This window comes from Pseudomonas sp. ZL2 (assembly GCF_054788455.1).
The window spans coordinates 60,395-80,516 of the sequence record NZ_JBGOGX010000049.1; the positions used below are offsets into that span (position 1 = coordinate 60,395).

General features: G+C 61.4%; 15 protein-coding genes and 1 pseudogene. 2 read left to right on the forward strand and 14 right to left on the reverse strand.

What is annotated here, in order from left to right:
* Positions 1–28 precede the first annotated feature (28 nt).
* The 11 genes from ABM562_RS22740 to ABM562_RS22790 form a co-directional block, all read right to left on the reverse strand.
* A complete protein-coding gene (locus tag ABM562_RS22740) occupies positions 29–685 on the reverse strand; it encodes an alginate O-acetyltransferase AlgF (RefSeq protein WP_233674215.1) in 657 nt (218 codons plus the stop codon).
* Positions 686–698: 13 nt separating this feature from the next.
* A complete protein-coding gene (locus tag ABM562_RS22745; RefSeq protein ID WP_460423403.1) occupies positions 699–1,856 on the reverse strand; it encodes an alginate O-acetyltransferase in 1,158 nt (385 codons plus the stop codon).
* 11 nt (positions 1,857–1,867) lie between these two features.
* The gene (locus ABM562_RS22750; RefSeq protein ID WP_460423405.1) at positions 1,868–3,325 is read right to left on the reverse strand and encodes an MBOAT family O-acyltransferase; all 1,458 of its coding nucleotides are present in this window, start codon (positions 3,323–3,325) and stop codon (positions 1,868–1,870) included.
* 196 nt (positions 3,326–3,521) lie between these two features.
* Positions 3,522–4,646 carry a mannuronate-specific alginate lyase gene (locus tag ABM562_RS22755; protein ID WP_460423407.1) on the reverse strand — a complete coding sequence of 375 codons (1,125 nt, stop codon included), beginning with the start codon at positions 4,644–4,646 and terminating at the stop codon, positions 3,522–3,524.
* Between the two features lie 7 nt (positions 4,647–4,653).
* A complete protein-coding gene (locus ABM562_RS22760; protein ID WP_115085390.1) occupies positions 4,654–6,063 on the reverse strand; it encodes an alginate O-acetyltransferase in 1,410 nt (469 codons plus the stop codon).
* A gap of 13 nt (positions 6,064–6,076) precedes the next feature.
* Complete coding sequence (gene algG / locus ABM562_RS22765; protein ID WP_115085391.1) at positions 6,077–7,642, reverse strand: mannuronan 5-epimerase AlgG; 1,566 nt, start codon at positions 7,640–7,642, stop codon at positions 6,077–6,079.
* Between the two features lie 18 nt (positions 7,643–7,660).
* Positions 7,661–9,142 carry an alginate export family protein gene (locus ABM562_RS22770; protein ID WP_115085392.1) on the reverse strand — a complete coding sequence of 494 codons (1,482 nt, stop codon included), beginning with the start codon at positions 9,140–9,142 and terminating at the stop codon, positions 7,661–7,663.
* Positions 9,139–10,665: an alginate biosynthesis TPR repeat lipoprotein AlgK gene (gene algK / locus ABM562_RS22775; protein WP_460423409.1), complete on the reverse strand. Its 1,527-nt coding sequence runs from the start codon at positions 10,663–10,665 to the stop codon at positions 9,139–9,141. Before algK ends, ABM562_RS22770 begins: the two co-directional genes overlap by 4 nt.
* A 7-nt stretch (positions 10,666–10,672) precedes the next feature.
* Positions 10,673–11,839: an alginate biosynthesis protein Alg44 gene (locus tag ABM562_RS22780; protein ID WP_134061405.1), complete on the reverse strand. Its 1,167-nt coding sequence runs from the start codon at positions 11,837–11,839 to the stop codon at positions 10,673–10,675.
* A 37-nt stretch (positions 11,840–11,876) separates the two neighbouring features.
* Positions 11,877–13,367 (reverse strand): mannuronan synthase, encoded by a 1,491-nt coding sequence (gene alg8 / locus ABM562_RS22785; protein ID WP_460423411.1) that lies wholly within the window; start codon positions 13,365–13,367, stop codon positions 11,877–11,879.
* Between the two features lie 63 nt (positions 13,368–13,430).
* Positions 13,431–14,747: a nucleotide sugar dehydrogenase gene (locus ABM562_RS22790; protein WP_233674218.1), complete on the reverse strand. Its 1,317-nt coding sequence runs from the start codon at positions 14,745–14,747 to the stop codon at positions 13,431–13,433.
* Positions 14,748–15,606: 859 nt separating this feature from the next.
* On the opposite strand from ABM562_RS22790, the pseudogene ABM562_RS22795 reads away from it, so the two are divergent.
* Positions 15,607–16,355 (forward strand): annotated as a pseudogene (locus ABM562_RS22795) (IS5 family transposase); the annotation flags it as partial.
* A 9-nt stretch (positions 16,356–16,364) separates the two neighbouring features.
* Here the strand turns inward: ABM562_RS22795 and ABM562_RS22800 are convergent.
* The 3 genes from ABM562_RS22800 to yaaA all read right to left on the reverse strand — a co-directional run bounded on the left by ABM562_RS22800 (position 16,365) and on the right by yaaA (position 18,600).
* Positions 16,365–16,931: a GSCFA domain-containing protein gene (locus ABM562_RS22800; protein ID WP_460423413.1), complete on the reverse strand. Its 567-nt coding sequence runs from the start codon at positions 16,929–16,931 to the stop codon at positions 16,365–16,367.
* Between the two features lie 326 nt (positions 16,932–17,257).
* A complete protein-coding gene (locus tag ABM562_RS22805) occupies positions 17,258–17,563 on the reverse strand; it encodes an NUDIX hydrolase (RefSeq protein WP_460423415.1) in 306 nt (101 codons plus the stop codon).
* A gap of 257 nt (positions 17,564–17,820) precedes the next feature.
* Positions 17,821–18,600 (reverse strand): peroxide stress protein YaaA, encoded by a 780-nt coding sequence (gene yaaA / locus ABM562_RS22810; RefSeq protein WP_134061412.1) that lies wholly within the window; start codon positions 18,598–18,600, stop codon positions 17,821–17,823.
* Positions 18,601–18,734: 134 nt separating this feature from the next.
* On the opposite strand from yaaA, the gene ABM562_RS22815 reads away from it, so the two are divergent.
* The gene (locus ABM562_RS22815; RefSeq protein WP_460423417.1) at positions 18,735–19,862 is read left to right on the forward strand and encodes a polysaccharide deacetylase family protein; all 1,128 of its coding nucleotides are present in this window, start codon (positions 18,735–18,737) and stop codon (positions 19,860–19,862) included.
* Positions 19,863–20,122 lie beyond the last annotated feature (260 nt).

The window sequence follows — 20,122 nt, forward strand, 5'->3', positions numbered from 1 at the left end:
TTCTCCAAAAATAGAAATAGGCAGGTGGTTAACGGGTGGATACCGGGCGCTTGACCCAGACCGGCGACAGGTTGCTGCCGGAGCCGGTGACATACAGCACCGCCGCTTCGCCGCGCTCCAGAGCCACAGGCTTCAGATCGCTGACTTTCTTATCGCCTTCATACAGCGCCAGGCTGACCTTGACCGGGTTGATCTCACGCTCGCCACGGGCCTTGGCGGCCACCGGCTTGACCACTTCGGTCTTGCCGTCGGCGGTCTTCAGGGTCAAAGCCTGGTTACTGAGGTTCTGTACCCGCACCAGGGATTTCTGCTTGTTCTTGAACGGCGGCTCCTCGACCAGCTGCGGCTGGCCCGAGGCGTTGTTGACCAGGGTGTAGTAGTGATCGGCGGCGAGCTTGACCGGCAGGCTCTGGCTGCCGACCTTGGCGCTGTAATCGCCCTGGGGCATGAAGCTGAAATCACTGCTGCCCTGGGCGGCCACTTCGTTGATCTGGGTATTGCCGACGCTGGCGCTGACCGGCTGGGCACCGGCGTTGTAGATGCGCACGAAGGTCGAGCCTTTCGGCGCGGTCGGGCCATACAGCGCGGCGTCGGCGCCGGCCAGGGCTTGCAGCGAGAGCAGGCTCAGACCGGCGGCCAGGGCGCAGGCTTTGGCGATGCGGAGCTTTTGGGTATGCAAGGTCATGTGCGTTTCCTCTTCAGTTTTCCGTCCGATGGGACGACAGGGCCAGGTCTTGATTGGCATTGCGGGTTTTTTTCAGCTGCGCGATCCACTGCGGATCGAATGCGCTGAGGTCGTTTTTCATTGGCAGATAACGTTCCGGGAACTCCCAGATCAGCACTTGCGGCGCGCTGTTCTTGAAGGCGTCGGTTTGCAGGTACTTGAGCATCGGCAGCAGCGGGCCATGACCGTCTTCGGCGTAATTGACCACGTCGCTGCGCAGCGCTTGCTGCAGGGCACCGAGGAAGTTCCAGCTGGGGTTGGCGCTGTAGCTGGTGCCGATCAGTGCCACCGGGATTTCGTTGTCGGCGAACAGTGCGTCGCCGTTTTCACCTTCAGCCTGGGCCGGGCGGGTGCTGCGTTGTTGCAGGGTGTCCGGCGGCGGCAGCAGGTTGCTGAACAGTGGGTCGAGCGGCAGGAAGTTGGTCAGGTCGCCTTTGTACGGCGCGCTCTGGCGCTGTTCGGTGACGAACTGCTGCGGCTCGCCGTTGAGCAGAGTCTGGCGCGCGACGGCGGCGGCCAGGTGCTGGGCGACCACTTCGGCACCCATGGGCGTCCAGTGGGTGTCGGTACGCAGGAACACCTGGCCACGGGCCTTGGCCTCCTGCAGCGGCGCCAGCAGGTCGGGGGCGAACACGCCGGCCTGGCGGGCCTGGGCGTGGAACTCGTTGTACAGGTCGGTGTGCAGGCTGGCCGGGGTCTGTTCGCCGACGTACTCCGGATACAGCCGCGCCTTGGCCGGCACGATTGCCAGTACCAGCTGTACGCCACGTTGCTGCAGGGTGTCGCGCACACCGCGGATCAGCGCGAGGTTTTCCTGTTCGAACTGGTCGCTGTTGGCCACCGGCTTGAACTCCTCGTCACTGAACAGCCAGTGCTCGCGGCCCAGCACCACGCCCGGGCGGCCTTCGTTGAACAGCTTGAAATCCAGCGCCGCCCACAGGTTGGTGCCGATGCGCTTGAGCGGGAACTGCTCGTCGTAGTGGGTCTCGGCGGCCTTGGCCAGCTTGCCGTCGAGGGCGGTCATCTGCGCGCTGCGCTGGAAGCTGCCCAGGCCGCCCAGCGACCGCAGGCCCAGGCCCAGCAACAGGGCGAGGAACAGCAGGGCGTAGAGTTTGCGTAATGATCGGGTCATGGTCGGCTCGCTCAGAACTGGAAGTAGAGGAACGGCGAGTAGCTTTGCGCCGAGAGCTTGAGGATCGAGGCCACGAACAGCAGCAGCACCAGCGCACGGGTGGCGTACAGGCCCCAGTCCAGGCTCAGGCTGCCGTCGGCATGGACGGCCACCGGGCTGGCCTTGGGCTCGGGCCTGGCGTTGCGATAGAAGTCGCGCAGGCCGAAGTACGCCAGGGTCACGTAGGCCAGTACCAGGGTCGCCACTTGCAGGCCGGTGAGGTTGGCGCGGTTGAGTTCCGACAGCTGCCAGTCACCGAAGCTGAACATGGCGCCGTACATGCGTGCGGCGACGTGCAGGTTCTCGGCGCGGAAGATTACCCAGCCCATCACCACCAGCAGGAAGGTGAAGGCCCAGCGCACCAGGTTGAAGCGTTGCGGCGCGGCGTTGATGCCCAGGGCCCGCTCGATCGCCAGCCACATGCCATGCCAGGCGCCCCAGACAATGTAGGTGAAGTTGGCGCCGTGCCACAGGCCGCCCAGGAGCATGGTCAGGAACAGGTTGCGGTAGGTGGCGAAGGTACCGCCGCGGTTACCGCCCAGGGTGATGTACAGGTAGTCGCGCAGCCAGGTCGACAGGCTGATATGCCAGCGCCGCCAGAACTCGGTGATCGACTGGCTGATGTACGGCTGCTTGAAGTTTTCCATGAAGCGGAAACCCATCATCAGGCCCAGGCCGATGGCCATGTCGCTGTAGCCGGAAAAGTCGAAGTACAGCTGCGCGGTGTAGGCCAGGGCGCCGAGCCAGGCGTCGCCGGTGCTCGGGTTCTGCAGGGCGAAGCAATGGTCGGCGACCACTGCCAGGGTGTCGGCGATGAACACCTTCTTGATGAAGCCCTGCATGAAACGCGTGCAGCCTTCGGAGAACTTGTCGAGGGTGTGGGTGCGGTGGTTGAACTGGTCGGCCAGGTCCTTGAAGCGCAGCACGGGGCCGGCGATCAGGTGCGGGAAGATCGCCACGAAGGCGGCGAAGTCGATCAGGTTGCGGGTCGCCGGGGTGTCGCCGCGGTACACGTCGATGATGTAGCTGATCGACTCGAAGATATAGAACGAGATACCGATCGGCAGCAGCACATGGGTGAGGATGAACGGCTCAAGGCCGAACGAGGTCATGATCGCGTTGATGCTGTCGACACCGAAGTTGGCGTACTTGAAGTAGCCGAGGATGCACAGGTCGACGGCCACGCCCAGCAGCAGCCAGCGCTGGGCCGGTTTGGTGCGCACGCCGGCGGCGCCGACTTTCAGGCCGATCCAGTAGTTCCACAGGGTGACCCCGGCGAACAGCGCCAGGAAGTCCACCCGCCACCAGGCATAGAACACATAACTGGCCAGCAGCAACAGGGCGTTGCGATAGCGTTGCCCGCTCAGGTAGTACAAGCCGAGAAAGATCGGCAGGAACAGGAACAGGAACACGTTGGATGAAAACACCATCCCGATCTCTCCTTGTCGTTATCAACCGGGGCAACAGCCCCCCAAACCCCCCGTGAAACCTCCCGGGAGAAACCAGATCAAATCTTTGCCTTGCACCAACCCTGTGGGAGCTGGCTTGCCAGCGAGGCGTCGTATCTGACACACCGCGGTGTTCCGATCGCTGGCAAGCCAGCTCCCACAGGGACAATGCAGATCCTTACTTTTTCTGTTCGGCCTGCGGGTCGTAGACCCGGGTCAGGTCGCCGCCCAGGCGGAAGCTCTTGAACGGCTGCATGTCGTGCTTGCGCCCGAGCACGTCGCTGTTGCAGCGGTAGAGGCTGCACCAGGGTTCGAGCCAGGCGTATTTGCTGTCGATCTTCAGGTCGTCCATGTCCTGTTTCTCGCCGTTTTTGGCTTTGAACGGGCTCGGGTCTTTGGCGCCGGCCAGCACCCGATCACCCAGGCGCTTGAGCGCGCCGTTGTTCTCCGGGCGCACATCGACGCCGTTGGCCTGGGCGAAGCTGGCGATCATCGCCAGCGGCGGCAGGGCATAGTTGTGGTAGGCCAGGGCGCGCTGCTTGCGCTTGAGCTCGTTGGGCAGGAAGCCCTGGGCGTCGACCTGGTTGGCGGCTACCCGGTATTCCTTCAGCGACCAGTCGAACAGGTCGCGGCGGTCAGTGGCGACGGCGGTAGCCATCACCGACCAGGCCGCCCAGTACGAGTGGTTGTTGATCTTCTCCAGCGGCAGGTCGCTCCAGTCCTTGACCACCTGATCGGCCAGGCGCCCGAACCATTTCTCGATCAGCTCGGCCTGCTGCTGGTGCGCCGCCAGGGGCTGCGAGTTGGAGAACTTCAGGCGCAGCCAGGCCGAGCTCAGGCTGCCCAGCGCCCATTTGCGCATCGACTTGCCGGTGTGGTTGTAGTCGGTGGACATCAGCGCATCGGCGCTGGCCCAGCTGCTCAGCCACTCGAGGGTGCAGTCGAGCTGCTGTGGGCGGCCGTCGCGCATGTACTGCATGACCTGCTTGCTGACCCCGCGCTCAAGGGTGGTGATGCTCGCGGTGGAGTCGCGGAAGGCTTTTTCCGAGGCTTTGTTCAGGGTCGCGCGGGACTTGTCCGAACCTTCGTACTTGCTGCGAAACTGCAGCTTGCCGGTGTAGGGCCGGGGGATGGCTTCGCACTTGAAGTCGCTGTCGCCGGTCTTGAGTTTCTCGATCCCGGCGTAATAGCCCTGGGGGGGGACCAGCCCGGCGGCCTGCGCGGCCGAGCCGAACAGGGCCAGAGCCAGTACGAGCACCTTGAAGCAGCCCGCTCCTGCAGGGGATGTGCTGAATGTGTTCATAAGCACCTCAGTTTCGTTTGCACAGCGTGGCTGCGACTTTCTGGCTGCCGCTTTCCGGCCCCTGGACTTCGACAGCGAGCAGGGTCTGGGCAGCCCAGTCCTCATCCTCGCGCAGCTCGAAGGCGAAGCGGCCATCGGTGTCGGCGGTTTCCGGCTTCTCGATCTTCAGGTCTTCGTGACGACCGTTCAGGTACCAGAGGGTGGCTTGCAGGGTCTTGACCGACTTGTCTTCGAACTGGATATCCAGTTGATGACGGCCATTGGTCAGGTCCTTGATCACGCCATTGCGGCCGTTGACCATCAGTTCGTTCTTGCCCGGCTTGAGTGCGGTGTTGGCGCTCAACTGCGCAGGCTTGCCTTCACAACCGTTGTCGATCAGGGCGAGCATCTGCCGCCAGATGGTTTCCTGGTCCAGGCGGTACAGCGGCGAGAATTCCCAGATGAGGATCTTCGGCGGGTTTTTCTGGAAGTCTTCGCTGCCCAGGTACTGGATCATCGAGCCTTCCAGGCCGCCGCCAGGGAAGGCGACGTTGAGCACGTCGGCGCCGATGTATTGCTCGAGGAAGCCCGAGAAGTTGTAGTTCTTGCCGCTGTGGCTGGTGCCGACCAGGGTGATCTGCGGGTTACCGGAGTCGCCGAACAGATCGCCGCTGCCACTCTCGCCCTTGGGCTCGGTGACGAACTGGTCCATGTACTGCACCGCGTAGCTGGTGCCGCACAGTTGCCCGGCGACGTTGTGCAGGGTGCCGGTCTTGCCCATGCGCCCGGACTTGTGGCTTTCGAACTCGCGCTTGGGCACGTCGGCGAAGGCCGCCATCTTGTGCACGCTGTCGGCGACGATCTTTGCCGCGCGCTCGGCGCCGTACGGCGTCCAGTGCTGGTCGCCGCGGAAGTAGAAATCCTTGCCCTGGTCGGCGGCGGCCAACTGTTCGTTGGTCAGCGGCGACAGGTCGGGCACGGTGTAGCCCATCTTGCTGAAGCGCCCGAGCATGGCCTGGTAGTTCTGCAGCGCCTTGGCGTAGTTGAACGCGGCCTTGTCGGCGGGCTTGAGCATGTTGCGGTTCACCAGGCCGCGGGTTGGCTGGTAGACCACCACCAGTTCCACGCCCTTGGCCTTGAACGCATCGTGCAACTGCTGCAGGCGGCGGTAGCCGGCTGGCGTGGTGTCGAACTCGGTGCGCAGGTCTTCGCGGGTACGGAACAGCCAGTCGCCCTGGGCTTGCACCAGGGTGGTGAAGTTCTGCTGGTAGCGGGTGGTGTAGCGGCTGGCGTCGTGGGCCTCCGGGCACAGCTGGCAGCACGGCTCGGCGCTGAAGCTTGGCGCCTGGACCTGCTCGGCCGACGCCTGGGCACTGATGGCGAGCAGGGCAGCGGCAAGTCCGGAAAGGCTCAGCAGCTTGGTCAGTTGTGGTTGCATAGAATTGGCTTCCTCAGTCCAGCATTTCGGTCTGGCGCTCGACCGGATCGATCAGCACGGCTTTGCCCTGGCGCACCATCAGGTCGAGAATCTCGTCCTGACGCTCGCCCAGTACCCCGGAGAAACTGATGCCGCTGGCCTTGCTCGGGGCCAGCATCGAGACCCGGTACAGCTCCACGCTCAGCGGCGAGTCGATCGACAGCGGGCCGCTGCCGTTGGCTGCCAGCTCACCGCCGACGACGATCAGCGAGACCTTGGTGTCGAACGGGTCGAGGGCGATGTCGCGGTCGGTTTCGGACAGGTCCTTGATGTGCCCGTAGACCCCGACCAGGCCGTTGGCCATGGCGATGTTCTCGTACAGGCGGATGTTCACGCTGTTGCGCACACGGATGCCGTGGCGGCGGTTGCTGATCAGCTTGTTGCCCCAGATCAGGTTGTCGCCGCTCTCGTACAGGGTGATGCCGTCGGTGTGGTTGCGGTAGATCTCGTTGTAGGCGATCAGGTTGTTGACGCTGTTACGGTCGATCACCACGCCCGAAAGCTTGTTGTCATAGCTCTTGTTGTTGATGATCCAGCTGTCGTTGACTTCGCGCGAGACGATGATGCCGTGCTTCTTCTTGGTCCCGTACACGGTGTTGCCGGCGATGATCAGCCGGTGCGAACGGTCGTGGGGGTCGATGCCATAGACGATGTTGTCGCGGTAGGTACTGTCCTTGACCACGAAGTCGCTGGTCTCGTAGCAGTAGAAGCCGTACCACATGTCGCTGAACTCGGAGCCGATGATCCAGCCGGTGGGTTCCGGGCGGCCCATCTGCTTGGCCATGTTCGGCGTGTACTGCGAGATGCTCACGCCGTAGGACTTGCTCTTGGCGTAGCCGAAGCTGGCCATCTTGCTGTTGACGATGTAGGTCTCGGTGCCACCCCACGACAGCAGGAACGGGCGAAACTCCTTGGGCGAGCGGAAGGTCGCCGGGCCGTTGTCCTTCTCGCGCCAGCCGGTCACTCGGGTGTCGCTGACGAACAGCTTGCCGTCATTGACCAGGAACGCGCCGCCTTCCTGGGACAGGCGCAGTTCCTTAACCTTGGCGTCGATCTCCAGCACGCCTTTTTGCCCGACCACGATCGGCAGGCGCGCCAGGTACACGCCCGGTGCGGTTTCGCGCAGGTACTGGCTGGGCACCTGCTTGCTCAGCTCGGTGAAGTCGACATGGCCGTCGTCGATGAAGATCGCCTGGGGAATGCCATGCTGGCGCGCCACCCATTCGGCCATCTTGTTGTCACCGCCGATGAACTCCTTGAGGCTGTTTTCCTGGAGCATGCGCCGGACCGAGACCTTGCCCTTGCGCTTACGGTCGATCTTGTTCTGCACGGCATCGTAGGTGTAGCCAGACAGGTCCGGCAGGGTCGGCGCCGGGATCTGCAGCGGCTCGATCGGCGCGCTGCTGACCGTGTAGGTCTTGGCCTGCTGCAGCTCCTTGGCCACCGGCGTCGGCGCCTGGCCGTTGGCCAGGGCGATGCTGCTGGCCAGCAGCAGGGTGCCGGCCAATAGGGCGTGGAGCTTGTTCGGTTGATGGCTCATTTCATTGCACCCCAGGCGTCAGAAGCGCCAGATCACGTCGACGAAAGCGCGGTGCATGTAGGAGTCCGCTTCCTTGCCATAGGCATCACCGGGCTTGAACACGCCGCCACGGAAACGCACCAGCGCCGACGGCTCGTCGATCGACTGGCTCAGTGCCGCCGGCAACAGGCCCTGCTTGAAGTACTTGGTGACCACCAGGTCCATCTCCTGGCCGAGGTCTTTCTCGCCCTGGATCAGCGGCCGGTTGATGCCGTTGTCCTCGACCACGGCGTTGATGCCGCTGCTGCCGATGTTCTGGTCGCCATCGACGCGCCAGAACTTGTGGTAGATCAGGCTGGCGTCATAGTCGTCGCGCAGTTGCCAGGAGGTGAACAGGGTCGCCGCCTGCAAATTGCCCAGTTCGCCACGGAAGGCCTCGCCGAAGCGGTGCACGCGCGAGCGGGTGCCGGTGAAGTTGGAGCGGTTGCTCTCAAGGCCGGTCTGCTCGTAGTTGCCCGAGCCGTCGCTGCCACCGCCGCCACTGCCACGGGCATAGGCGGCGCCGACCTGCCAGTTGGGGTCGAGGCGCAGGCGGATGCCGAGGTCGGTGGCCCAGGCATTGACGTCGCCGCTGTGCTTGCCGCTGGCCACTTGCTCGCCATTGACCGTGGTGCTGCTGAGGCTGTCGCGATCGCCGGTCAGCCAGGTCATGCTGCCCCAGTAATTGACGCGGTTCTGGTTGCGCCAGTTATAGGCGTCGCTGTTGGCTTCCAGGCCCAGCCAGGTGAGGTCGCCGGTGCGGGTCTTGTCCAGGGCGTCGACGGTTTCGCCAGGGTTTTTCAGGTTGCCGTCGTCGTGGGTGTGGTGGGCGCGCAGGCCGACCCAGTGGCCGGGGGTCCACTGCGTGGCGACGTCGCCGTAGAGGTGCAGGCGGTCCTTGTCTTCCGGGGCCAGCTCGGTAAGGTCGGTGCGGTACTCGCTGAAGCGCTCGGCCACGCCCAGGTTGGCGCGCAGCAGGGTGGTGTCGAAGGTCCAGTTCAGCGCTTCGATGTTGGTGTCGCGCCACATGCCATCGTCGTTGCGCAGGCGTTGGCGACCGAAGCGCAGCTGCTCGCCGGGGTAAGCGGTCAGGCCGCTGTAGCCGACCCAGAATTCGCGCATCGCCAGGTAGCTTTTGTCCGCTTCGCGGCCATTGGCACGACCGCTGTCGGACTCGGCTTCGTCGCCGGACTGGCGCAGGGTGTCGGTCTCGATGATGTCGGTGGCCGCCACCGCCTGGCCCATGGCGAAGGCGCTCCAGTTGCCGCGCTCGCCGTACACCCAGGGGCGCAGGTCCAGGCCCAGGCCGTTGACGTCACCGCCGGAGCGGGTGCCCAGGTCACGGTCGTCTTCGGATTGGCCGGTGATTTTCACGTCCAGGCCGAAGTTCTTTTCAGCAGTCATCGCCGCCAGGGTCGGGCACGACCAGAGCAGGGCAAAGCCCAGACCTACGCCTGCTTTCATCCACGGATTGAGTGTCATAGGGAGTCCTCGCCTTGTTCGGGTTGCGCTACGGCCTGCAGGGGCAGGGCACCAGGGCCTGGGCCCATGGCACCACGGGCCTGGCGTTCTTGTTGCAACAGGCGTTCAGCCTGGGCCTTCTGCGCCGGGGGGAGTTGCTGGTCGAGCTGGGCAGCCAGCTGGCGTGACTGCTCGCTGGGGTTGGCTTGCGCCAGCTGGCTGAACACCCAGGCGTTGACCAGGTCCTGGCGAATGCCGTGGCCTTCGCTGAACAGCTGGGCCAGGGCATAGTCGGCGCTGAGCTGGCCGCCGCGGGCGGCGCGGAGCAGATGATCGACGGCCTTTTGCGGGTCGACGCTGCCCAGGTAGCCACGACGGTACAGTTGGCCCAGGTAGTAATGGGCGCTGACTTCGCCGGCGTTGGCGGCGCTGAGCAGGTGGCTCTCGGCCTTCTGCGCGTCGGCCGGTACGGTCTTGCCTTCGTAGTACAGGCGGCCCAGCAGCAGTTCGGCACGCGGCTGTTCGGCGGCGCGGCCCTTGTCGATGTACTCCATCAGCTTGTCGGTGTCGCCAAGCTCGGGGAAGTCATAGAGCAATTGCGCCAGGCTGACCCAGGAGCCGGGGTTGACCGGTGCCACCTGTTCGAGCAGGGCCTGGGCGGTTTTCTCGTCGGTCTGGCCGAGGCTGCGGTCGGCCAGTACCCGGGCAACGCTGTCGACCCGGGTGGCCGGGATCGCGCCGCGCTGGTAGGCGCTTTTCACCTGTTCGAGCAGCGCTGCCTGTTGCTCGGGCTGGGCGCGTTTCTGGTAGACGGTGGCCAGCTCCACGTAGCAGATGTCGGTGCTGTTCAGGGCTGCCTTGCAGATGCGCTCGACTTCGTCCAGGTGCTGGTCGTAGGTGCCCTGGGTGCGGTACAGCAGAATCTGGGCCAGGCCGGCTTCCGGGTAGCCGGCGGTACGCCATTGGTCGATCTGCTGCTGGGCGTTGGTGCCGGAGAAGCTCTGCGGGTATTGCAGGTAGAGCATCGCCAGTGGGATCAGGGTGTTGCCCTCGCCATTGGCGAAGGCTTTTTTCAGCAGGGTTTCGGCTTCCTGGCGCTCGGCCTCGGTGGCGTCCGGCTTGGCTGCCAGCAGGCGGCCGAGGCGGGCCTGGGCGCGTGGCGAGATATCGGCGGCGGCGCGGTAGGTGGCTTCGGCTTCCTTGAGCTTGGCCGGGTCGCGGGTTTCCATCTGGATATCGGCCAGGCCGACCTGGGCTTCGCTGTAACCGAGGTCGGCGAGCTGGCGGTAATTCTGTTCAGCGAGGGCGGTGTCACCGCGCTTGAGTGCTTCGTTGGCCAGGCGCTGGTCGGGCAGGCCGGCGCAACCGGCGAGGCTGATGGCCAGGGCCAGGCTGCACAGACTGAGGATATAGTTCGACCCCTGTGGGAGCCGGCCTTGCCGGCGAAGCAAGGCGCAGCCTTGCCCATTGGGGCTGCTGCGCAGCCCATCGCCGGCAAGGCCGGCTCCCACGGAGAGGGTGGCAATCTTGGTGTTCACCGGCATGTCTCCCTTAGAGCCCACGGGCCATGGCTTTATCGATCAGCCAGTCCAGCGACGGGCCACGGTTGCTGTCCACCGCTACCGGGCGGCCGGCCAGTTCGCTGGGCAGCGACTCATCCGGCTTGATCTGCACGCGGATGTCCGACGACAGGTCTTCGCTGTTCAGGCTGGTGCTGTTGACGATCTGCCCGGTGCGGGTCTGGTCTTCGCCGGCGACGGTGAAGTGCACGCGCGAGCCCGGTTGGACGTCATCAAACTGGCGATAGCTGAAGCGTGCTTCGACGGTGGGGATGGTGGTGCGCGGGACCAGCTGGAAGATCACCTGGCCCTTGCTGGCGTACTGGCCGTTATCCACCAGCTGGCGGGCGACCACGCAATCGCAGGGGCTGGTCAGGGTGCCGCTCATCTGTTTGCCGAACAGCTCCTCGACCTTGGCCGGCTCCAGTTGCTGGTCATCCAGGTGGCCCTTGAGCATGTCCAGCATGCTGGTGCTGAACGAGGCCAATGGCGCGCCCTTGACCACCTGGCCGCCGTTTTCCACCAGGCCCTGCACGGTGCCGTCGCGCGGCATGGTGACGTTGCTGGTCGGCACGCTGACCACCCCGGCCTGGGCATGGCTGACGAAGTACAGGCCATACACCGACTTGGCGATGAAACCGAACGCCGCCACGCCGACCACGAACACGCCGAGGCTGAAGGTCACTGCCCGCAGGCGGCCAAAAGCGCTCATGCCGCCGTTGGCGTCTTTTTGTTTGCGCGCCTTGGTGAAGTTGTCGCGCTGCAGGGTGCTGAGTACATCGCCCATGGTGATCAGCTCACCCGACAGGTGCGAGGTGATGATGTGGCGCAGAGTGGCGATGTCGCGTGGTTCAAGGTTCTGGAACTGCACGCCGGTGCGGCCGCTGGAGGGGTCGAAAGAGCGCACCTGGAACTCGATGTCCATGGCCAGGCCGAGTTTGTCGACGGTGAACTGCAGGCGCCCGCGCAGCACTTCGCCGACTTTCAACGGGTGCTTGGCATGGAAGCTCAGGCCGCCGGCCGAGAGGTCATCGACCTTCACTTCCAGGGTTTCGCGGTTCTGACCCAGGTAGCGCAGCTTGGCCGGGATGCGCACCCGGGCGTGCTGGCGCTGTGCTTCGGACTCATGCACGACATTGACGTTCACGGCGGTATTCATGGCGATTTGTTCCTGTTTAATCCAATCGGGTTCCGGCTCACACGACCATGAACAGCACAGCAATGAAGATGCTGGCCGCCGAGAAGGTCATGGTCCGGGAGGACCAGGTGTTGAACCATTGTTGAAAGCTGGCGAGGTCGCGTTTGAGGGCAGTGGGCTGGCGGGTCCAGGACTGCTTGTCGAGGCGGAAGAACACGTAGATCTTCATGATCGCGCCGACGATCTGGTTGTAATAAAGAATCAGCGGGTAGGCCGGGCCGATGTTGTGGCCCGAGCACAGCAGCATGATCGTCAGGATCAACCGGGTGATGCCGATCCACAGCAGGTACACCAGCAGGAACGCCGGGCCGAACTTGAGGCTGGCGATCACCGCGACGGTCAGGCCCAGCAGGCTGGTCCACATCGACACGCGCTGGTCGAACAGCACCACGCTGGTGAACAGGCCCAGGCGGCGGATACCCAGGCCCAGGGCCCGGGAGTTCTGCCGCAGGTTGTTGCCGTACCAGCGGTACATCAGTTTGCGGCTGGCCTTGATGAAGCTCTTTTCCGGCGGGTGCTCGACTGTGTTGATCGCCGCGTCCGGCACGTAGAAGGTGTCGTAGCCCAGGCGCATGAGGCTGAACCAGCTCGACTTGTCGTCGCCGGTGAGGAACTTGAAGCGGCCCAGGCGCCAGTGCTGCAGCGAGTCGTTCTCGACGTCGGCGATGAACTCGGGGTTGGTCACCACCGCGGCGCGGAACACCGACATGCGCCCGGTCATGGTCAGCACGCGCTTGGACAGGGCCATCGAGCACATGTTGATGTGGCGCTGGGCGAAGCGCAGCTTGTGCCACTCGCTCATGATGTAGCCGCCACGCACTTCACAGAATTCATTGGTGGTCAGGCCGCCGACATTGCCGAACAGCTTGAACCAGGGCACGGTCTTGCGTACCACGCCTTCGCCGAGCACGGTGTCACCGTCGATCACCGCGACCACGGCATTTTCATCCGGCAGGTGGCGGGAGATGGCACGAAAGCCATAGGCCAGGCCGTCGCGCTTGCCGGTACCGGCAATGCGCACGAAGTCGAGGGTCACGCGCTCCGGCGGGTTGTATTTTTCCCACAGGCTTTTCACCAGCAGTTCGTCGGACATTTCCACCAGCGAACAGACCACAGTGGTCGGGTAGCCGCAGTCGATTGCCTCGCGGATCACCGAGCTGTAGACCTGGGCGGTAGTCAGGGCATCGATGCGAAAACTGGTGACCATCAGGTACACGTGGGACGGGTCGGCCGCGCTACCGAGCTTGCGCACCTTGCGCCGCAGGTAGGGGTAGACCACGTAGAGGAACAGCATGCCGCGCACAAAGTGCGTGGCACCCATGGAATAGCGCCAGATGCCGACGGCGCCGACCAGGAAAATGAAGTCCTTCGAGTCGGGGTCGAAAATGGAGTTGGGCAAGGCCAGGGCGATCAACATGAGCAAGCTCACGTAGAACAGCCAACCGGCGACCTGTAGCAGGCCGTACTTGAGCCTTTGCATGTTCTGCATCCGTATCGAATGGAAAGGGCGTTGATGCTGGGCGGGGCCGGAAGGCCCCGCCCAGCCTGCGGGTTACCAGCAGATACCTTCGGTACGGCTGGCCGGGCAGGATGGTTTGTTCATGAAACCGACCAGGTCGATGACCTGTTTGCCTTCCGGAGCCTGTTGGGCCAGGGCACGGAATTTCTCGTCGCGGTTGCCCAGGACGATCACGTCGGCGTGCTTGATCACCTGGTCGAAGTCGGCATTGAGCAGCGACGACACGTGGGGGATCTTCGACTCGATGTAGTCCTTGTTGGCGCCGTTGACCCGCGCATACTCGACGTTGCTGTCGTAGATGTTCAGGTCATAGCCCTTGCCGATCAGGCGTTCGGCCAGTTCCACCAGCGGGCTTTCACGCAGGTCGTCGGTGCCGGCCTTGAAGCTCAGGCCGAGCAGGGCGATCTTGCGCTTGTCGTGGCTCTCGATGATGTCGAAGGCGTTCTGCACCTGCGATTCGTTGCTGGTCATCAGCGAGTTGAGCAGCGGTGCTTTGACGTCCAGGCTGCCGGCGCGGTAGGTCAGGGCGCGCACGTCCTTGGGCAGGCACGAGCCGCCGAAGGCAAAGCCCGGGCGCATGTAGTACTGCGACAGGTTTAGGGCCTTGTCCTGGCAGACCACGTCCATCACCTCGCGGCCATCGACGCCGACTGCCTTGGCGATGTTGCCGATCTCGTTGGCGAAGGTGACCTTGGTGGCGTGCCAGACGTTGCAGGTGTACTTGATCATCTCGGCCACTTCGATGTCCTTGCGGATGATCGGTGCGTCGAGTTCTTCGTACAGCGATTGCAGAAGGTCGCCACTGATCTTGTCCAGCTCGCCGATGACGGTCATGGGCGGTTGGTCGTAGTCCTTGATCGCGGTGCTTTCGCGCAGGAATTCCGGGTTGACCGCCACGCCGAAGTCGACGCCGGCCTTTTTCCCCGAGCAGTCTTCGAGGATCGGGATGACCACGTTCTTCACCGTGCCCGGCAGCACGGTGCTGCGCACCACGATGGTGTGGCGGCTGGATTTTTCCCGCAGTACGAAACCGATTTCGCGGCACACCGACTCGATGTATTCCAGGCCCAGGTCGCCGTTCTTCTTGCTCGGCGTGCCGACACAGATCATCGACAGGTCGCTGTCGCGGATGGCGGCGGCAAAATCGGTGGTGCCACGCAGGCGGCCGTTGTCGATACCCTGTTGCAGCAGGGCCTCGAGGCCCGGTTCGACAATTGGCGATTTGCCTTGGTTGATCAGGTCGATCTTGGTGGTGGATACATCGACGCCAATCACTTCATGGCCACGTGCCGACAGGCAGCCAGCACAGACTGCACCCACATAACCCAAACCAAAGATGCTGATACGCATCGCATTCACCTCATGTGTTTATCACGCCGGCTCAATTAGAAGAGCCAGACCGGGTTGATTAACCAGCAGTTATTGGGCACACGGCGGCGTGGCAAAAAGATGTCACTTCACCGTGTGCAGGCATATAAGTATCAAGTGCAAAAGTGTCTGCACTTAAAGTTGGCAGCCAAAGGCCAATAATTATGGACGTGCCCTGTTATGCAGCCGTCTTTATTGCAGATCGGTTACCCGGAACTGCAGTGCTTGTTCTTTCAAGTGAATAAAATCCTTTGAAATCAACCACAAGGACGATTTGTAGGGGCGCGTTTCTCCTGGGTTCAACTGTAGGTCGGGCGACCGACACTCAAGTCAAAGTTGTCTGGATGCACAATGGCTGTGCGCTCCAGTCAATGATGTAGGTCATCTCTCACATAACGCTCGAGAATCGTTACGGGTGGTATGAGCGACGGCTGAAGGGATAAGTTCCGGGGTGAGTTCAGCGGTGGTGAAAGATTTTTTAATATTTTAGCTGATGGCCATACTTTCACTTTGATAGCACTTGGCAGTTTCGTCCCTGTTTATAAAGGACGAACTCGAGGGGGGATGTTTTTGTGCCAGTACCGGAAATTATTTTTCGAAATTCGTCAAAAAATTACGAACGGTCTTATGGCGTTTTGCGATAAAGCTAGAAGGGTGGTTTTTTGACGTCAGGATTGCGTCGATTATTCGGGCGTCATCGCTGGCAAGCCAGCTCCCACAAAAAACCTGTGTCCACTGGACCTGTGGGAGCGGGCTTGCACCGCGATTGGTGTTTACTCGTCCGCGTGATCGCGCAGGAACACCAGGTTATCCGCCTTCGACAGCTCGGCACTGTAGTAGGCTCAATGGGGTGCTATGGGTGCTTTGCTCAGGCGCCGCCTGGCGCGACATGCCCGAGCGCTTTCGGCCCTGGTCAACGGTCTACCAGCGGTTTCGAGATTACCGCAACGAAGGAACGTTCGACTGGATATTCAAACGGCTGCACATCAAGCTGAACGAGCAAGGATTGATCGACCTGGAAACCAGGATGATCGACTCCACTGCTGTATGAGCAACCCGAGCCTCATCTGGCGATGGGAAAAAAGGGAGCCTGATGAACCCTCAGACCACGCCCTGGGCGCGGAGGCCTGACGACAAAGATTCATATGCTTTGCGACGCCAATGGCGTACCGCTGCGCTTTCTGCTTTCTGCTTTCGGGCGGACAGGCCAGTGACATCTCGCACGCCCAGCCCCTGCTCGAAGAAGCCTATGTCCCCAGTTTGCGCGGTCACCCTCGCAAACGCTGTCGCTGGCTTTTGGCTGACAAGGGCTACGATGCCGAAGCCCTGCGACGCTACTGTGACCGTTACCGGATGCAGCCGGTAATCCCTCTGCGAGCCATGAAACGCAAACCCACGCCCGGCTTGCCTCGCTTGTTTGATCGGCCGAAATACCGGCAACGCAACATCATTGAACGCATGTTCGGCTGGCTGAAAGAGAACCGCCGTATTGTCACACGCTTCGACAAGCTCGCGAAAAGCTACGCAGCGATGGTCTCATTAGCTTGTGCTGTGCGGTGTTTGCGACATTACTTTTTGTACAGTGCCTAACGATATATTTTATATCTTTTTTATTTCAGCTACTGTTTGAAAACGGTTGCGAAATACAGGCGGTGCTTGATCAGATATTCCTTTCATAGGTGATCGGTTGACGCAATGCCAGTTGTCGGCTTCGTATTGCTCCCAAATCTCTGTTAACCCCACAGTGATGAGAAAAGCAGTAGCATCAGATATTGCTTTACTCCCTGCTTCCGTTAGGCTCGCTCGTATGGTAGCCAACTCGTCAGCGGTGTTTGCGAAAATCGGGTGACGTTTAGCATCGAAAAAATGGGTGACGTTTTCATTGTCAGTCACTTGCCAGGTGATTTGCTGTGTTGGAATGCCCAGGCAATTTTCGAGTTCGTTTAATATGGTTTTGCTGTTGTAGTGTAGGCCCCAAGGTGGTGTTGTAGTGCTGATGCCATGTTTAGATATCCACCGCCCGAAGTTGGTTGCGAAGCAACTGCCGATGGTCAGTATTTTTGATTCTTTATTTAGCCATCTGAAGCTGTTTCTTGTTTCGTATGAGCTTGTTGTTGAACGGGTCCACAGATTGCCTTGAAAAGCTATGTTTTTATATTGGCTCATGTTGGTGTCGTCCATTGATGGGTTGTGAATTACCTTGATTTTCAGCGACGGCAGATGACCTTTTTGATTTTAGCGCTCAAGGTAATGGAATGGACGGAAAATGGACGTAGTTCTACTCCGGTCCTAATGTAGGAAGCTCTTTATAGTGTGGGGGTGGGGTTATACGTTGCGATTATTCACGGCGATGACTAGTGGGTGTCAATCATGGTTTTAGGTTGCGTGAATGCTATGCTTTGATGTCGTAAGCATAAGGCGGCAGCATCGTATCTTCGATGGTATGCGGTGTCTTGTGCTGTCGGTTGACAGGTTGCTTGGGCTTTATGGTGTCAAAACTTTCGACTTACAACGCTATTGATATAGTTCAGGCAGTCATTAATTCTAGTGGACTGTACAGTGCTCAGATGACTGATTGAGAAATAGCGCCATTCGGAATGCTCTTCGCTTAGTTTTATTTTTTTCGTGTCTTCAATAGTGCAGTGAAAGATAAAGGCGTGTGAGTTGTAGTGTTTGTGAAAGTAAACGCCGGTTAACAATGGGGAAGAGATTTCGATACCTAGCTCTTCGATACATTCTCTCTTTAAGGCTTCATGTATGGTTTCTCCAGGTTCCAATGCCCCCCCGGAAGACCCCACGAGCAATCCCCGTAAGTCGCTTTGAGCATCAGTACCTCATTGGACTGATTGAAAATTACTGCATGTGAGCTCAGCCGGAACGTGTCGTTGAAGGCCATCAATTTTAACCTTAGTGATGTGAGACGTATGGCTTGGAAAGGATAGTTTGCTAAGGTCGATCGGCAAGACGGATGTTGTGAACATTTGTGTCTCAGGTGTCAGCTGCGCCAACCTCCAAGTTGGTCATGGAGGTTAGCCTTCCGTTCAATCGAAGTAGCTTACTCGTCCGCGTGATCGCGCAGGAACACCAGGTTATCCGCCTTCGACAGCTCGGCACTGTAGTAGTAGCCCTGCACATCGAACTGCTTGAGTTGCTCGGGGTCGTTGATGCGCTCCTGGATCACGAAGCGGCTCATCATGCCGCGGGCCTTTTTGGCGTAGAAGCTGATGATCTTGTACTGGCCGTTCTTGAAGTCGCGGAACTCGGTGTTGATCACCCGCGCCTTGAGGGCGCTGCGCTTGACCGCGCTGAAGTACTCGTTGCTGGCCAGGTTCAGCAGCAGGTCGTCGCCTTGCTCGGCCAGGGCCTGGTTCAGCCACTCGCTGATGCGCGTGCCCCAGAAGGCATACAGGTCCTTGCCACGGGCGTTGGCCAGCTTGGTGCCCATTTCCAGGCGGTAGGGCTGCATCAGGTCCAGCGGGCGCAGCAGGCCGTACAGGCCGGAGAGCATGCGCAAGTGGTCCTGGGCATAGCTGAAGTCGTCTTCGCTGAGGGTCTGGGCATCCAGGCCGGTGTACACGTCACCCTTGAACGCCAGCAGCGCCTGCTTGGCGTTGTCCGGGGTGAAGGCCGGGGTCCAGCTGCCGAAACGCGCGGCGTTGAGCCCCGAAAGCTTGTCGGAGAGGTGCATCAGCTCGCTGATCTGTGCCGGCGACAATTCACGCAGCTGTACGATCAGCTCCTGGGAATCGTCCAGGTACTGCGGCTGGGTGTAGCGCTGGGTCACCGGAGGGGTGTCGTAGTCGAGGGTCTTGGCGGGGGAAATCACCGTCAGCATCAGGTCGGCTCCTTTATTCGTGGCGCCGATTCTACGGGGCGGGGGCGGCGATCTCCAGCTATCAAGGCAATAGCCACAGACCATCCCGACACTTGGCGTTATAGTGCGCGGCGAGGAAAACGGAGAGCCCGATCGTGCGCATTGCCCTTCTCTTACTGGCTGGCCTGTTCAGCCTCACGGCCCAGGCCGCACCAGCCCCGGTCGCCACCTTCGACCGCAGCCACTGGCCGGAGCAGCTCGACAGCCCGGCGCTGTTCGATGTCGCCTCGCGTGCCGAGATCCTCGGTTTTGCCCGGGTGCTGGGCGAAAGTGAAAAGCTCGACCAGGGCGCCCTGGCGGCGCGGCTGAACCTGCGTCAGGTCAACCTGCTGTCGATCAACAGCGTGCGCCAGCGCCTGTGGCAGCGCTTGTGGCGTAACTACGACCTGGCCCAGAAGAGCTGCGAGCAGGATGCCTCGTTCTGTTATGCCATCGACGAACTGGCTGATTTTCGCAAGCAGACCGCGTCCTTCGAAGTCGCCGCCGATTCGTTCTACGCCGGTTGGGCCGAGCCGGGCCGGGCTTTTCATGAGCACTACCTGAATGAGCTGCTACGCAAGGCCGCGCTGTTCCCCCAGACTGCCAGCGAGATCGAACGCTTTTCCGACCTTGAGCGTAATGGTGACGAACTCAATGACCGGCTGTTCCTGCTGACCTTCGACGGCGGCCCGTCGCTGGCGGGCGGCAGCACCGACGGCCTGACCGAGTTCCTGCGCCGGCAAAGGCTTGGCGCTACCTTTTTCGTGCTTGGCAACAGCCTGCAGAACCGCCGCGACAAGACGTCGCTGGCTGAGCTTCGCGCACTCTACAAAGGCCAGTGCGTCGGCCTGCAAGGCTGGCAGTACCGCTCCCATGGGCAGTGGCAGGGCTGGCAGGATTCGGTGCTGCGCAGCCAGGCGCGGGTGCAGGGCGACTTGCCAGAGCAGTATGTGCCCTTGTTCAGACCGCCTTACGGCCAGCGCCGCGCCGACAGCCAGGCGTTCTTCGCCAGTCAGCATCTGCAGGTGGTGTTGTGGGATATCGACGCCCAGGATCAAGGGCCATTGAGCAGTGAGCAGTCGGCCCAGCGGGTACTGACTTTGATGCTGCTGTGGCGCAAGGGACTGATCCAGTTTCACGATGCCCAACCCAAGGCGCAGGAGGTGGTTGCCTGGTTGCTCAAGCAAACGGCGCAAAGTGGAATTGGTTGGGAAGATTGCAGGAATTTCGGCGAAAAGTCGTGAAATTGACCGGGATTCTGGACGGCAGGGAATAAAGCGCCGCACGCATTTCAGTTGACTGGATTTATGACTGTAGCGGTGCTTTGCCCCTGCGCCAAGGGCTAATTGGCCGATCGAAAAATAAACTTCAAAAATACGTAAAAATGCTTTTTTCGGTCATGGGTTTTGCGGTATTACGAAGACAGACCGCCGAACCCTGCAGCACAGGTGGCGTCCTACGGCCCATTCTTTGTTCGCAGCTCCCTACCCGTAACGACGCGGGC